The organism is Bradyrhizobium sp. 195 (genome assembly GCF_023101665.1).
Classification (GTDB): Bacteria; Pseudomonadota; Alphaproteobacteria; order Rhizobiales; family Xanthobacteraceae; genus Bradyrhizobium.
Genome location: NZ_CP082161.1, coordinates 647,906 through 662,098, shown reverse-complemented (window position 1 = coordinate 662,098; position 14,193 = coordinate 647,906). Strand labels below are relative to the sequence as shown.

At 65.6% G+C, this 14,193-nt stretch carries 12 protein-coding genes; 5 read left to right on the top strand and 7 right to left on the bottom strand.

Translation table 11 applies throughout. The annotated features are described in order from the left end of the window. Window positions 1–14 precede the first annotated feature (14 nt). From IVB26_RS03040 to IVB26_RS03030, 3 genes are read left to right on the top strand one after another with little or no spacing between them, the layout of a single operon-like run. Complete coding sequence (locus IVB26_RS03040; RefSeq protein WP_247970560.1) at window positions 15–710, top strand: transferase hexapeptide repeat family protein; 696 nt, start codon at window positions 15–17, stop codon at window positions 708–710. Then, a complete protein-coding gene (locus IVB26_RS03035) occupies window positions 707–1,900 on the top strand; it encodes an alpha-D-ribose 1-methylphosphonate 5-triphosphate diphosphatase (RefSeq protein ID WP_247970559.1) in 1,194 nt (397 codons plus the stop codon). The genes IVB26_RS03040 and IVB26_RS03035 overlap by 4 nt, the downstream gene beginning before the upstream one ends. Window positions 1,901–1,918: 18 nt before the next feature. Beyond that, window positions 1,919–2,617, top strand: coding sequence for a DUF1045 domain-containing protein (locus IVB26_RS03030; protein WP_247970558.1), 699 nt, complete (start codon window positions 1,919–1,921; stop codon window positions 2,615–2,617). A 9-nt stretch (window positions 2,618–2,626) separates the two neighbouring features. Here IVB26_RS03030 and IVB26_RS03025 read toward each other — a convergent pair whose 3' ends face one another. From IVB26_RS03025 to IVB26_RS03000, 6 genes are all read right to left on the bottom strand, one after another. Next, window positions 2,627–3,214 (bottom strand): hypothetical protein, encoded by a 588-nt coding sequence (locus IVB26_RS03025; protein WP_247970557.1) that lies wholly within the window; start codon window positions 3,212–3,214, stop codon window positions 2,627–2,629. Between the two features lie 83 nt (window positions 3,215–3,297). Further along, complete coding sequence (locus tag IVB26_RS03020; RefSeq protein ID WP_247970556.1) at window positions 3,298–4,698, bottom strand: selenium-binding family protein; 1,401 nt, start codon at window positions 4,696–4,698, stop codon at window positions 3,298–3,300. A gap of 402 nt (window positions 4,699–5,100) precedes the next feature. Further along, window positions 5,101–6,039 carry a dihydrodipicolinate synthase family protein gene (locus IVB26_RS03015; protein WP_247970555.1) on the bottom strand — a complete coding sequence of 313 codons (939 nt, stop codon included), beginning with the start codon at window positions 6,037–6,039 and terminating at the stop codon, window positions 5,101–5,103. Between the two features lie 131 nt (window positions 6,040–6,170). After that, a complete protein-coding gene (locus IVB26_RS03010; protein WP_247970554.1) occupies window positions 6,171–8,252 on the bottom strand; it encodes a methyl-accepting chemotaxis protein in 2,082 nt (693 codons plus the stop codon). A 121-nt stretch (window positions 8,253–8,373) separates the two neighbouring features. Beyond that, on the bottom strand, window positions 8,374–9,144 hold the full coding sequence (locus tag IVB26_RS03005; RefSeq protein WP_247970553.1) for an enoyl-CoA hydratase: 771 nt from the start codon (window positions 9,142–9,144) through the stop codon (window positions 8,374–8,376). 12 nt (window positions 9,145–9,156) lie between these two features. Next, window positions 9,157–9,606 carry a MarR family winged helix-turn-helix transcriptional regulator gene (locus IVB26_RS03000; protein WP_247970552.1) on the bottom strand — a complete coding sequence of 150 codons (450 nt, stop codon included), beginning with the start codon at window positions 9,604–9,606 and terminating at the stop codon, window positions 9,157–9,159. 223 nt (window positions 9,607–9,829) lie between these two features. Here IVB26_RS03000 and IVB26_RS02995 point away from each other — a divergent pair, with 223 nt between their 5' ends. Beyond that, complete coding sequence (locus IVB26_RS02995) at window positions 9,830–11,095, top strand: ATP-binding protein (protein WP_247970551.1); 1,266 nt, start codon at window positions 9,830–9,832, stop codon at window positions 11,093–11,095. A 31-nt stretch (window positions 11,096–11,126) separates the two neighbouring features. Here IVB26_RS02995 and IVB26_RS02990 read toward each other — a convergent pair whose 3' ends face one another. Beyond that, window positions 11,127–12,788: a tannase/feruloyl esterase family alpha/beta hydrolase gene (locus IVB26_RS02990; RefSeq protein ID WP_247970550.1), complete on the bottom strand. Its 1,662-nt coding sequence runs from the start codon at window positions 12,786–12,788 to the stop codon at window positions 11,127–11,129. A gap of 270 nt (window positions 12,789–13,058) precedes the next feature. On the opposite strand from IVB26_RS02990, the gene IVB26_RS02985 reads away from it, so the two are divergent. Continuing rightward, complete coding sequence (locus IVB26_RS02985; RefSeq protein WP_458309309.1) at window positions 13,059–14,144, top strand: toxic anion resistance protein; 1,086 nt, start codon at window positions 13,059–13,061, stop codon at window positions 14,142–14,144. Window positions 14,145–14,193 lie beyond the last annotated feature (49 nt).

Here is a 14,193-nt window from a genome sequence, read left to right as displayed (position 1 = left end):
AGTCCGGATTCACCATGGCCGCCAAAGCTCTTTCGGTCCAGCCGACCATCGATCCCTCGGCCAAGCTGCATGAGACCAGGCTCGGCGCCTATACCGAGGTCGGCGCGCGCACGATCCTGCATGACGTGGCGATGGGCGACTACTCCTACGTCGTGAATGACGCCCAGATCACCTACACCACCATCGGAAAGTTCTGCTCGATCGCGGCGATGTCGCGGATCAATCCCGGCAACCATCCGATGCATCGCGCGACGCAGGCGCATTTCACCTATCGCTCCAGCGCCTATTTCGAAGGCGAGAGCGACGATGCCGAGTTCTTCGACTGGCGGCGCCAGCATCACGTCCACATCGGCCACGACGTCTGGATCGGCCACGGCGCGATCGTGCTGCCGGGCCGCAACATCGGCACCGGCGCGGTGATCGCGGCCGGTGCCATCGTCACCAAGGACGTGCCGGCCTACACCATCGTCGCCGGCAATCCGGCCCGCATCGTGCGGCGGCGGTTTTCGGAAGAAATCGCCGGACGGCTTGCGCGGCTGGCGTGGTGGGATTGGGATCACGACAAGTTGCGTGAAGCCCTGCCGGATTTCCGCAAACTCGGGATTGAAGATTTCCTCGCGACATACGAAGCACGGACGAGATCTCTCACCAATTCTCATGCCGGTTCCCTTGCCAGTTCCCTTGCCAGCAAACGAAGCGCGGTCGCGTGACAGACATTTTCCTTGAAGGCGGCCGGGCCCTGATCGGCGCCGAACTCGTCGAAACCTCATTGGCGGTGTCCGGACAGGACATCGCCGCCATGGACGCCTCTCGCGGCCGGGCGCGGCTGGCGATCGATGCGCGCAACCTGCTGGTGCTGCCCGGCATCGTCGATCTTCACGGCGATGCCTTCGAGCGGCAGATGATGCCGCGCGCCGGCGTCGACTTTCCGATCGATGTCGCGCTCGCCGACAGCGACCGCCAGGCGATCAGCAACGGCATCACCACCGTGTTTCACGCCACGACCTGTTCGTGGGAGCCGGGCCTGCGCAGCGCCGACAACGCGCGCGGGCTGATGGAGGCCATCGAGCGGCAGCGTCCGCAATTCGCCGCCGACACCCGCTTCCATCTGCGGCACGAGACCTACAATCTCGACGCCGAGGCCGAGATCATCCAATGGCTCGCTGAGGGCCGCGTCGACCTGTTCGCCTTCAACGACCATATGGACGGCACCGTTGCCGACATGGCCAAGCCGCGGAAGCGCAGCCGCATGGTTGAGCGCACTGGCCTGTCCAGCGAGGAATTCGACCGGCTGGTCGAACGCGTGGTCTCGCGCGCCGACGAGGTGCCGGCTTCGGTGGCGCGACTGGCCGCGGCGGCCCGTGCGGCCGAAGTGCGGATGCTCTCGCACGACGATGCGACACCGGCGATGCGCGGGGAGTTTCGCGCGCTCGGCGCTGAGATCGCGGAGTTTCCGGTCAACGAGGAGACGGCGCGGGCGGCGGCAAGCCATGGCGATGCCATCGTCTACGGCGCGCCGAACGTCGTACGCGGCGGCAGCCACACCGGCTGGACCAAGGCCTCCGACATGATCGCCAAGGGGCTCTGCTCGGTGCTGGCGTCGGACTATTATTACCCCGCTCAGCTGCTCGCCGCGTTCCGCCTCGCCGCCGATGGCGTGCTGCCGCTGACGGAAGCCTGGAATCTGGTCTCCGCCGGCCCTGCGCGCGCAACCGGCCTTGCCGATCGCGGCGTGCTTGCCGAAGGTCGCCGCGCCGACATTCTGCTGGTCGACGACAGCGTGAAGCTGAGGCCGCGACTGATTGCGGTGATCGCGGGCGGCAAGCTTGTCCATCTCACCGATGCGACCCGACTGCTCGCGGCGGCATCGACGCCGCGCGAGGCTGTCGTCGCGGCTTAAACCGGCTATGCTTGGGCAATGACAGGTCTTCCCCGTTACGCGATCTATTTTGCCGCAGGCCACGACAGTGCGCTCTCGCGCTTCGGCGCGGAGCTGCTCGGCTACGATGCCTACACCGGCGACGAGCTGCCGTTTCCGCGCGAGGCGTTGGAGGTCGCGCCTGATTGGCGCGACGTCAGCGCCGATCCCCGCAAATACGGCTTTCATGCCACGCTGAAGGCGCCGATGACGCTTGCGCCTGGCAGGACTGATGCCGAGCTGGTGGCCGCCTGCGCGATGTTCGCCGGCAAGGCGCGACCGATCCCAACGATCCGTCCGGTCGTCGATGCCATCAGCGGCTTCATTGCCGTCATTCCGGCCGAGCCGGTCGATGCGCTGCAAGAGCTCGCCGCCGATTGCGTCCGCGAGTTCGATTCGTTCCGGGCCCCGCTCACGGCGGAAGACCGTGCACGGCGGAGACCCGAGAAGCTGAGCGAGCGGCAGCGCGACTATCTCGATCGCTGGGGCTACCCTTACGTGATGGAAGAATTCCGCTTCCACATGACGCTCACCGGCCGGCTGGATTCAGAACGCCGTGGAGCAATCCTGGAAATGTTGCGAACGCGGTTTGCGACGCTTGGTCTCGGCACGTTGGCGATCGATCGCCTCGCCCTATTCAAGCAGGACGATGCCAAGGCTCGCTTCCGCATCATCGGTGAGTGGGCGTTGGCGCGGTAGGATTGGCTGTCAGCTCGCAAGATTGAATGCGAGCGCCACCGCGCCGACCAGAACGAGGCTGGTCGCCCAAACCGCATCCAGATTGAACCAGCTTCGCGAAACGAACTTCAATCCCAGATGGCGGTAGACCAGCCACGCCAGACATCCGCCGGCGCCGACCATGGCGATCACGTGCACGAGGGACACCAGCACCGCCATCCCGAGATTCGCCTTCATTAGTGCTTCTGCCGCCCCATGGCCGGGATCGAGGGCCAAGGCCTGGCAAAGCCCGAGATAGATCGGCACGAGCATCAATGCGGCGCCGTGAGCAATGGCAACGGCAAACGACCAGAGCGCCAATTGCGTCGGCGGAATTCGTGCCAGCGCGCGGGGATGGCGCCGCGCGGTCAACCGATAGGCACCGAAGGCGATGACGAGAAGGCTCGCACTGATCTGGATCGAACGCTGCCACTCGGCCAGGACGAGCAGGAATGCGAATGGCAGCACCACGAGAAGCGTCGCCAGAAGATGCCCGGCCGACAGTGCCCACAATGCGCGGAAGAGCGCGCGTGGGCTCTTGTCCATCAGCCCGGCCGAAACGGCGAGCGGCCATCCCATCCCCGGATTGATCCCGTGGTAGAGACCGCTCGCAACAAGAGCGAACCAGAGCCAGCCAAGCGCCGGGCTCGCGTGCCCCCCGTCTAGACCGACGGGTAGCAAAACGAGTCTGTCGAACAATCGCCGCCTTCGAGCCTGATCTGGTGCGCGCGATATCCGTCGGGGAAGCTCACGAAGTAGTCCTTGTCGAGCTCGAGGCCGCCGTTGCGACCGACATTGGCCATGACCTCGACGCCCGGAACTCCGTCGGGATAGAACTGGTCGTCCCAGGTGGAATAGAGCGAATTGGTCCAGTACACGCGCCTGCCGTCGCGGCTGATCTCGACCATCTGCGGGCCGGCCGCAAAGGCCTTGCCATTCGGATGCGCCGTACGGCGTGCAATGCCGCCGATGTGAACCGAGCCCGCAAGCTTCGGCTTGCGCGGATCACTGACGTCGTACTGCCGCATTTCCCCCGTGCCCCAGCACGAGACATAGAGGAACCGGTCATCCATCGACAGGTCGATGTCGGTCACCAGCGGCGGCACGGCGCCAAAGCCCTGCAGCAGCGGCGGGAGCTTCTCCTTTGGCGCGGGCTCGGGCGGGATCGTCGCCGTCTTCTCCGCATGGAATTTCCCGCCGTCGCGCCACCACGTCCAGATCGATGCTTCGAGGTTGGTGGTGTCGACCACAACGCCAACGAAGCCGTATTCGCGAACCGGATCGTGCGCCGGTCGCACCTCCAGCGCCATCTGATGGTTGGCGCCGAGATCGATGGTCTGGACGTTGCGACGTGCGCGAAGATCCCAGAAGTGGAGACGATGGCCATATTTGTTCGACAGCAGATCTTCCGGGACGATCCCGTTCTCGAACTGCGGCGGCAACGCCCATTCGCTCGTCACCATGTAATCGCGCGGCAGGTTCCACCAGAAGTCATAATGCAGCGTCTGCGGACCGCGGTCGATCTCCCATCGTCCAAGGACCTCGAACGTCTCGCAATCCATGATGAAGACGCCTGGAGGCCCGTTGGTGCCGTCCTTGCCGCCGCCACCCAGCGTGCTGACATAAATGCCGTCCGGCCCACAATGGATCGTGTGCGGCCGCGAGTAACCGGTCTTCTTGAAGACTTCCTCTGGCTCGATGATCTTGTGGATCTTGGCTTTGGTCGGATCGGGCTTGGTATCGATGATGTAGATCCGCGACGAGCGCAGCCCGGGGATGATGAGATAGCGTCGCTCGATGAAGGCGTGTCCCGCAAGCGGCGACAAGGCGGAGGAGCAGGCATTCCAGCCGAAGTGATGAAACTCGTCGCCCTTGTTGGGCATCGTCACGGTGTGGACGATCTGACTGTAGGTCGGCGATCCCGGCTTGACGTCGATGACCGCAAGGGCATCCGGCTTTGAGAAATCCGGACTGAGCAGCAACGTGTACGCAAAGTTCTCCGCGGGCGCCTCCATCGCAAGCTTGGGCGATGCGTGGAAGGTGGGATCGGGCCTCATCGTCATGGCACTGCCTCCCTGTTCTGTCGGTTCGCGCCAACCTGGCTCGGGATAACGGCATAATGAAGAGGTATTACGCGATGTCTTGGGATTCTCCGCAGGGCCGGTTGGCGAGCGTACAATATGCCATCGCGGAGCTGCGGGAAACGGCTCCGGCCGCGCTAATTCGACGCCTTCGGCCGAAATGCGGATCAGCGCTCCGCTTCGCGGAGCTTGTCCGGGACGACGGTTGAGTATATCCGCGCGACTTCCTCCACGCAGCCCTCGTAAGGTGGGCAAAGGCGCAGAGCGCCGTGCCCACCACGCTCCTCGACGGCACACAGGTCGGTGGGCACGCTTCCGCCTTCGCTCTGCGAGCTACGGCGGACAAGTCGCTTCGCCCGCCCTACGAGGGCGGAGTGCGTGACTCTACTTCCCCCACCTCAGCGCCAGCGCATCGCGCTCCTTGGCGAGTTCCAGCAGGCCCGCGCGCGTTGCCGGATGCAGCGGCTGAAGCGGATGGCGCACCGCGTCCGACTTGATCACGCCGCCGGCCTGCATCATCGCCTTGCAGGCGATCAGGCCGCATTGGCGGTTCTCGTAGTTGATCAGCGGCAGCCAGCGCTCGTAAGCGGCCTTCGCCTTCTCGCGATCGCCGGCGAAATAGGGATCTATGATCTGGCGGATGCCGTCGGGATAGCCGCCCCCGGTCATCGCACCGGTGGCGCCGGCATCGAGATCGGCCAGCAGCGTGATCGCCTCCTCGCCGTCCCAGGGACCCTCGATGTCTTTGCCGCCGGCCTCGATCAGGCTGCGCAGCTTCGAAGCCGCGCCCGCTACCTCGATCTTGAAATAGCGGATGTTCGAGAACTCGCGCGCCAGCCGCGCCAGCAGCTCGACCGACAGCGGCGTGCCGGCCACCGGCGCGTCCTGGATCATGACGGGAATGTCGATCGCGCCCGAGAGCACCTTGAAGAATTCGACGACGCCCTTCTCCGGCACCCGGAAGGTCGCGCCGTGATAGGGCGGCATCACCATCACCATGGCGGCGCCCGCCGCCTCCGCCTGCTGGCTGCGCGCCGCGCAGACGGCCGAGCTGAAATGCGTGGTGGTGACGATCACGGGAACCCGGCCCGCGACATGCTCCAGCACTGCATGCATCACGGTTTCGCGCTCAGCATCGGTGAGCACGAACTGCTCGGAGAAATTGGCGAGGATGCAGATGCCATTCGAGCCGGCATCGATCATGAAATCGATGCAGCGGCGCTGGCCCTCGAGGTCGAGCTCACCGCGCTCGTCGAAGATGGTGGGCGCGACCGGGAACACGCCGCGATAAGGGCGCTGGGCCTTGTGGGGGGTGACCGGCATCGAACTCTCCATCCCTGATGTGTCTTACGTCTGGCGCTGCGCTCACGGAGCGAGGCGGCACAGATGTAGCCGCCACGCGGATCGACGGCAATGCCGAACGCACGACGTCAGGATGGAAGAATGAGACGAAACTACGCGGTCTTCACCGCTCCCAAGAAGCCCTCGACCGCGACGCGGAGGCGATCGGCGTCGGCTGACATCTTCTTGACGGAGTCCGACAACACCGTGCCGGCATTGCCGGTCTCCTGGTTGAGCCTGGCGACGCTGCCGATGGTGTCTGTGACCTCGCGGGTGCCTTGCGCGGCCTGCTGGAAGTTGCGTGAGATCTCGGTGGTCGCCGCGCGCTGCTGCTCGACGGCTGCGGCAATCGCCGTCATCTTCTCATCGATGCCGCTGATGGCACCGCCGATGGCGCGGATGGCGGTCACCGCCTGTCCCGTCGCGCCCTGGATCTCCTCGACCTGACGCGAGATCTCTTCCGTCGCTGTCGCCGTCTGGGAGGCGAGGCTCTTGACCTCGCCGGCGACCACGGCGAAACCGCGGCCGGCCTCGCCTGCGCGCGCGGCTTCGATGGTGGCGTTCAAGGCCAGAAGGTTGGTCTGCCCGGCGATGGCGTTGATCATCTTCACGACTTCGCCGATGCGGCTTGCGGTCTGGTCGAGAATCTCGACCGTCGTGTTGGTCTGCTCGGCCTGCGACACGGCTTCGCGGGCCTCGCGGGCGCTGGACTGCACCTGCGCGGAGATCTCGCCGACGGATGCGGAGAGTTCTTCGGTCGCCGCCGCGATGGTCTCGAGATTGTTGGTGGCCTGCTCGGCGGCGGAGGAGACCGCTGCGGTCTGGCTGCTCGATTGCGAGACCAGCGAGCGCACGCCGGACGCGGTAGCATCGAGCTCCCTCGTCGAGGCCACAACGCTCTGGATGACCGCCTGCACGGTGTCGTCGAAGCCGCGGCATGCGGAATCGACGGTGCCGGAGCGGGCCAGCTGCAGTGCCTGCTGCGATTCGCGTTCCTGGCCCAGCCGTTCCGCAGTCGCCGCGCTCTCGCGCAGGCTTTCGAGTGCGGCGGCCATGGTGCCGAATTCGTCGGGATGCCGGGATTGCGGCACCGGCGTCGCATAGTCGCGTGCGCTGATGCGGGCGATGGCGTCGAGAATGGCGCGAACCGGGCGCATCAGGCGATTGCGCACCACGTACACGCCGGTCAGGGTCACGGCGAGTGCGAGCAGGAAGGCGAGCGACTGCCCGATGAGGTTGGTGAGGGCTTTCGCCTGAACCATCTCCGCACGCGCGATCGACTGGTCGAGGGCCGTGTTGGCGACAGCGACGATGGGCGCGAACGGCGACTGGCACAGCGCGTTCCATTCCGCCGCGGGCATCGCCGGACGGCCGCTGCCGTCGAAATTCTTGGTGAGATCGCCGATCTGCTTGAGGACGCCGTCGGTCTTGGCGCGCGCTTCCTTCGCCGCGTTGACGAGGTTCGCCGTCACGTCAGGCGCAGCCAGCAGTTCCTCCATGCCGGTCCAGCCGGCGGTGACGATGCCGTTCCAGCCGGCCACGGTCTGCTTCTGGGTCTCGTCGAGCGGCTTGGAGGTGTTGACGTTCGGGCGCAGGGTCGAGCATTGGATGCCGTAGCGGTCGCGCACCTGCCAGGCGAGGCGGCGGGCCTGGATCATGCGGGCGATGAAGGGATCGTTGGTCCAGGCGCGGTTCGACACCGCGGTGGACGCGAGATTGGCGGTCTCGATCACCTTTGTGACGCCATCGTACCAGGGTGCGGTGCGCTCGACCTTGCGCTCGGCACGCGGCAGCTTCGCCTCGTCGTAGAACAGCTGGAACTTCGGCGCGGCCTCGCTCCAGCGCTGCTTCAGCGTGCTTGCGAGCTCGTCGCGGCGGGCGAATTCGACGGTGGAGAGCGCCGCGACGATGGCGTCAAAGCCGGCCTGCTCCGCCTTCTCGGCGGCACCGAGCTTGGCGCGCGGATCGTCCTCGCCGAGCAGCGCACTCTGGGCATCGCCCCGATTGTTGCGCAAGGACAGCACGCCATGGAAGATCGCCTTGTCGGCATTCGCAAGCCGTTCGGTCTCGAGACTGTCGCTGTAGCGGCCGAAGGCCCCAACCATCTGGGTCGCCGTAGAGGCCAGCGCGCCGGCGGCCAGCAGCGCCATCAGCGTCAGGAGAAGCGAACTTACCGATTTCTTAAACATCGTCATGGGTCGGGGGCCTACTCTTCACGAGAGGCCACCTTGCATCGCGACATGCCAAGGTTTGGTTAAGACTTTAACCAAACACCTGCGGTTGTACCCGCCGCTTCTCCCGGCAGGCCCCGTCCCCTCACGCGACCTTGGTGAAATCGGGCGGGCGGCGCTCGGCAAAGGCCGTGAACGCCTCGCGCGCCTCGGCAGTGCGCAGGCGCTGGGCGAACTGCTCGCCCTCGGCCTGCATCTGCGCAAGCAGCGCTTCGCCGTTGCGCATCAAGCGCTTGGTGGCGGTGAGGGCGCCGGCTGGCTGGCGGGCGAGACGTTGCGCCAGCGCGAGCGCCTCGGCATCGAGCTTGTCGAGCGGCACCACACGATTGGCGAGGCCCCATTCCAGCGCCGACTTGGCGGGAACGGTCTCGCCGAGCGCGAACATCTCATAAGCGCGGGCATGGCCGATGCGCGCCGGCATCAACAGGCTGGAGGCGGCTTCCGGCACCAGCGCGAGGCTGACGAAAGGCGTCGACAATTGCGCGTTGTCGGCGAGCACGACGAGATCGCAATGCAGCAGCATCGTGGTGCCGACACCGACGGCGCGGCCTTGCACCGCGGCGACCAGCGGCCTTGTGCAGCGCGCCAGCGACTGGATGAAGCGCCATACGTTGCGGCTGCCTTCTGACTTGCCGGTTGCGACCGCGGCAAATTCGCCGACGTCGTTGCCGGCGGTGAACATGTCGCCCTCGCCGCGGATCAGGATCACGCGGGCCGACGGATCGAACTCGGCGGATTCGATTGCGTCGGCGAGCTTGCCGTACATCGCATCGGTCAGCGCGTTCTTCTTGTCGGGACGTGCCAGTGTGAGGGTGAGAATTCCACCGTTGTTCTCGATCCGGACATGCTCGGTCATCGGTCTCTCCTTTTAGTCGTCTGAACTTCTCGGAAACTTGCCTTGAATGCTCGCCAGCCAGCGCGCGACGATGTCGATCTCCGCAGCTGTAAATCCGTCCGTCAGCGCCGCGTTGATCTCGGCAGCGCCCGCCTTCGCCTGCGCCAACGCGTTCCGTCCCTTCGGCGTCAGCCAGATCCGCCAGGCGCGTCCGTCCTCGCGGTCGGGCCGCCGCTCGATCAGCTTCGCAGCCTCGGTGCGGTCGACGAGGCCGGAAATGCCGGCCGGTCCCAGATCGAGCGCCGCGCCCGCCTCGCCCATCAGGACGCCGTCCTGCTTACCGAGGATGAACAACAGCCCGGCTTGCGCCGGCGTCACCTCGCTCTCGGGCCGCGCCGCCATCCAGCGCTGCAGCCGGCGTTGTGCGACGCTCAGCAGGTAGATCAACCGGTGATGCCGCGCGTCGGCGGTATTATTTCGCATGCGAAGTAAATAGCGCCTGCCGATTTCCTTGTCAAAGCGCTTGATGTTCTCGCGCGCTCATGTTCCATATTTGTTCTACTCGCTTCAGTTGCAGACAAAGAGGCACGCCGTGGCGCAGAGGCAGGAGCAAGCGGAAGAGCAAGACCAAGAGCACGCACCCGAAGGCGAGCTCGCCTATGCATTCGAAGTTCTGGACGCGTACTTCGAAGGAGTTCCGCTCAGCATGCTCGTGACCACCACCCGGCAGTTTCCCGGCCACATGCGGGTGGACGTCCAGGCCGCGCTCGACAGGCTCCTTGGAGCGCACATCGACTTGTTCGGACTTGCCGAGGAACACTACGACACGCTGTCGTTTGCACGCCTACTCCGCGACGATCGGAGCGCCGTGGCGATCGCACCGCTGCAATATTCCGACGTCGATGTCGGCGAGAGCAGTCCGTCCCGGTGCCTCGACAACGGTTTGTGGCTCTGCGAGCAGGACGGCTTGCGCCATGCGGTCCTGCTCTGCGCCAACCGCGAATCCCGTCGCGAGCCCGGCATCCGGATCGAAATCATGGTGTCCGCGGGAAGCGCGGGGGCGGCCGTGGTGCAGCGTTGCTTCGGCGAGCTCGAAGACGCCGTGCAGGCCGCGCGCACCTATCGCGGCAAGATCCTGTCGCTCGAGGAGTCTTCCGACTACCGCGGCCAATCCCGCGGCATCAATGTACACCGGCTGCCGACCGTCGGACGCGACGGGGTGATCCTGCCGGAGCGGACTCTGCGGCTGCTCGATCGCAACGCGCTGACGTTCGTCGGCACCCGCGAGCAGTTGCGGCGGCTCGGGCAATCGACGCGCAAGGGCATTCTGCTTTATGGACCGCCCGGCACAGGCAAGACCCATACGATCCGCTATCTCGCAACGCATCTGCCTGGACACACGACCCTGATTATCACCGCCGAGCAGATAGGTCTTCTCAACGCCTATATGAGCCTGGCACGGCTGCTGCAGCCCTCGATGGTGGTGATCGAGGACGTCGACCTGATCGCGCGCGACCCCCGCAACATGGGGCCGTGCGAAGAATCCATGCTCAACAGGCTGCTCAACGAGATGGACGGACTGAAGCAGGATGCCGACATCCTGTTCGTTCTCACCACCAATCGGCCGCAGGATCTGGAAGCCGCCCTGGCCGGTCGCCCCGGCCGCATCGACCAAGCCATCGAAGTGCCGCTCCCGGACGAGAATGGCCGGAGCAAGCTGGTGCGCCTCTATGGCAAGGGACTGCCGCTCGACGACGCGATCGTCATCGAGGCTGCCCGCCGCAGCGAGGGGACGAGTTGCGCCTTCATCAAGGAACTGATGCGGAGGCTGGCGCAAGCCAGCCTGGCGCGCGACGGCGGCAACTCGATCGTTTCGGCCGATATCGACGAAGCCCTCGACGACATGCTGTTCTCGGGCGGCCGGCTCAATGCGCGCCTGCTCGGCGGGGCGCAGGCGATGGCAGCGGAGTGATGTTCGCTGTCATCCATCCGGCCTGTCAGCCTCACGGAGCGCAGGTGAAGCTCGCCGCCTCCGTCACCGCACCCGCCTTGTAATGCGGCCAGGCCGGCCAGCGGCAAAGCGGCAGCGCGCGCAGGGTCGCGAATGAAGGCGGCTCGACCTTCTGCTCGATAACCTCGAGATCGCCAGGCGCCTTGCCCTTCTCGACCCAGTCGACCAGAACGCTCAGCATGTCGACATTGGCCGGCGCGCCGGAGCCGACATGATCGACGCCGGGTGCGGTGTAGAGCCGCGCGAACTCCGCGGTCTCGGCCTTGCCGAGCTTGCGCTCGACGCTCTCGAAATAGCGGATGCCGGCATAGGGGTTCTGGGCGTAGTCCGCCATGTGCTCGAGCATGATCAGCCGGCCGCCGCGGGCGCGGAAGCGACTGAGATCGGGATCGGTCGAATCCATCAGCTTCGAGACCTCGAGCAGCCGCGCCTTGTGCTCCTCCACCTTGTAGGTGGTGACATCGAGCTTGGGATCGCGCGCAAAGACATATTGAATGCCGCCGGCGCCGTAGATCCAGGCGATGCCGTTGTTGGGCGCGGGCGGCTGCGCCGGCGGCGCAGTGCCGAGCCACCACGCGGTCCAGCCGCCGGTCGGCCCGATCGCCGGCGTATCCTCGCCCGAGACGCCCCAGCCCGGATAATCGTCGAGGCCGTTGGCGAGCGCGAACGGGAATTTGTAGGTCGCGTGCAGGGTCTCGATCGCCCTGATCTGCGCGTCGGTGAGACACTGATCGCCGCTCTGGCCAGAGGCGCAGCGCAGCGTCTCGACCTTGAAGGCGGCCTTGCAGCCGACGGGGTCCTGAACCAGCTCATCGTCGGAGCCGTCGGCCTTGTCGCATGCCGCCCGCACGGCCTCACCGACGAGCTTCACCTGCGCCGGATTGATCCAGCCCGCACCCATGGTGACGAGACCCGACCGCGTGCCGGCGTGCTGCAGGCCGACCCAGTTGATGACGGGGACGCGGGCGAAGATGCCGTCGAAATCATCCGGGTAGCGCTGCGCCATGGTCAGGCCTTCGCGGCCGCCCTCGGACGAGCCCATGAAGTACATCTTCTGGGGTTTCTTGCCGTAGGCGCGGTCCATCAGCCCAACAGCCGCATCGCGCACCTTCTTGTAGGCGCGGTGAGCGAAATTCTCGAAGGCTTCGTCATTCAGCGCAAAGACCTGCGGCGGCTCGCCTTGCTTGGTCTCGTGGCCCGAGTCAGTGCCGTAGGTGACGAAGCCTCGAGCCAGCGGCGACGGCTTGTCGAAGGGAGAGGCCGGCGGCAGCGCAAGACCCGTGATCAGCACGCCGTTGAAACCGCCGCCGCCATATTGCAGCGAGCGACCGTTCCATTCGACGGGAAGGTTGACCTGAAATCTGATCGGCGGCGCCTTGGGGTCGACCGGGTCGATATGGCCGAGCACCTTGCAGAAGCCGGGATTGGCCGGCGTGATGCGTCCGGACGGCGTCGGCCCGCGTTCGGCGACGGCGAGCTGCGAGGGCGCCAGCAGCATCGCCGAATCGATCTTCACGGCCTCAGTGCCCCCGACGAGGCCCTTGCAGACGCTGTCTGCATCCTCCGCCAGCGTCGCGGCGAACGCGCTGCTCGCTCCCATCGCGGCCACGGCACCGGCTAGCCACACACTCAGCTTCGCAATCCTGCGCGCCATCGTTTCCATCCCTGCTGCTTATCGTTCGGGCGAACAATTCAATGCATGACGTGCCAGCCGTCAATCGCCCCGGCTGATGGTGCGACCGCCATCAACGGAAACCTCCGGGACGCCAGACCGGCTCCACCCCACCCCGCAGAGGTTTGAATTCCGTACGAAATCCTGCCCCGCCCCCGAACTCGGGCCGCACCGCCGACGACCAGATCCACAGGCCGTCATCAATCTGTCATACGACCTGGGGTTACCTGCCTCTGGGGTCGGCATGCTATCATGGCCGCCGAGAACAAGGAGCGAGTGGTGAGCGAAACGATCAATCTCCCGGCGTTACCGACGGACGCCTCAGCGGTCGCACGCATCAAGTCCGAGATCGACATTTCGGATCGCTCACGTCTCGTCACCTTCGGCGAGCGCGCCCAGCGTTCGGTGGTCGAGTTCGCCGACCGCATCCTCGCCCAGACCCAGAACCGCGAGCTCGGCGCCACCGGCAAGCTGTTGACGGACATCCTCGGCAAGGCGCGGGGGCTCGATCCAGCCGATCTCAAGGACAAGGGTTTTCTGACCCGCCTTTTTTCGTCGGCGGAGGCGCGGCTGCGCCGGTTCACCGAGCAGTTCAACGACGTCGCCTCGCAGATCGACCGCGTCTGCGTTGAGCTCGATCGCAACAAGGAGGTCCTGCGCCGCGACATCGCGCTGCTCGACGATCTCTACGAACAGACCCGCGGCGCGCTCGGCCAGCTCGACATGCACATCGCCGCAGGCAAGGCGTTCACCGAGGAATTCCGCGGCGGCAAACTCGTCGAGATGGAGCGGAGCGCGAAGGCGCAAGGCGCGGGCAGCGACGCCATGCTCGCCGCACAGACCTATCAGGATGCGCTCCAGGCGCTCGACCGGCTGGAGAAGCGCGTCTTCTATCTGCAACAGGCGCGCCAGATCGGCATCCAGCAGCTGCCGCAGATCCGCATCGTCCAGTCCGGCGACGAGACGCTGATCGAGAATCTTCAGGCGACGACCGAGCTGACGATTCCCGTGTGGAAGCAGAAGATGATCCTGCTGCTCGGCCTAAACCGGCAAAAGTCCGCGCTTGAATTGCAGAAGACCGTCACCGACGCGACCAACGAGATGATGCGCCAGGCGTCCGAGATGATGAAGACCCAGGCAATCGAGATCGAGAAGCAGTCGCAGCGCGGTATCGTCGATATCCAGACCCTGGAGAAGACCAACCGCGACCTGATCGACACCATCGCCGGCGTGCTCGATGTGCAGGAGCAGGGCCGCACCAAGCGCGCCGGGATCGAGCGCCGCATGGCGGAGCTAACGGACGAGTTGAAGACCGCCATATCGAAGGCCGCTCCCTAGATGCGTGCCATGTAACGGTTTCCCCATGAAGCTTCTGCATAAGGGCTGC

Bases quoted from the DNA above. Each gene is read 5' to 3' on its own strand.
- IVB26_RS03030 (WP_247970558.1), top strand. From the start codon at position 1,919: ATGACAGGTCTTCCCCGTTACGCGATCTATTTTGCCGCAGGCCACGAC.
- IVB26_RS03000 (WP_247970552.1), bottom strand. From the start codon at position 9,606: ATGCGAAATAATACCGCCGACGCGCGGCATCACCGGTTGATCTACCTG.
- IVB26_RS02990 (WP_247970550.1), bottom strand. From the start codon at position 12,788: ATGGCGCGCAGGATTGCGAAGCTGAGTGTGTGGCTAGCCGGTGCCGTG.
- IVB26_RS03010 (WP_247970554.1), bottom strand. From the start codon at position 8,252: ATGACGATGTTTAAGAAATCGGTAAGTTCGCTTCTCCTGACGCTGATG.
- IVB26_RS03015 (WP_247970555.1), bottom strand. From the start codon at position 6,039: ATGCCGGTCACCCCCCACAAGGCCCAGCGCCCTTATCGCGGCGTGTTC.
- IVB26_RS02995 (WP_247970551.1), top strand. From the start codon at position 9,830: ATGCTCGTGACCACCACCCGGCAGTTTCCCGGCCACATGCGGGTGGAC.
- IVB26_RS03005 (WP_247970553.1), bottom strand. From the start codon at position 9,144: ATGACCGAGCATGTCCGGATCGAGAACAACGGTGGAATTCTCACCCTC.
- IVB26_RS03025 (WP_247970557.1), bottom strand. From the start codon at position 3,214: ATGGGATGGCCGCTCGCCGTTTCGGCCGGGCTGATGGACAAGAGCCCA.
- IVB26_RS03040 (WP_247970560.1), top strand. From the start codon at position 15: ATGGCCGCCAAAGCTCTTTCGGTCCAGCCGACCATCGATCCCTCGGCC.
- IVB26_RS03020 (WP_247970556.1), bottom strand. From the start codon at position 4,698: ATGACGATGAGGCCCGATCCCACCTTCCACGCATCGCCCAAGCTTGCG.
- IVB26_RS02985 (WP_458309309.1), top strand. From the start codon at position 13,059: ATGGCCGCCGAGAACAAGGAGCGAGTGGTGAGCGAAACGATCAATCTC.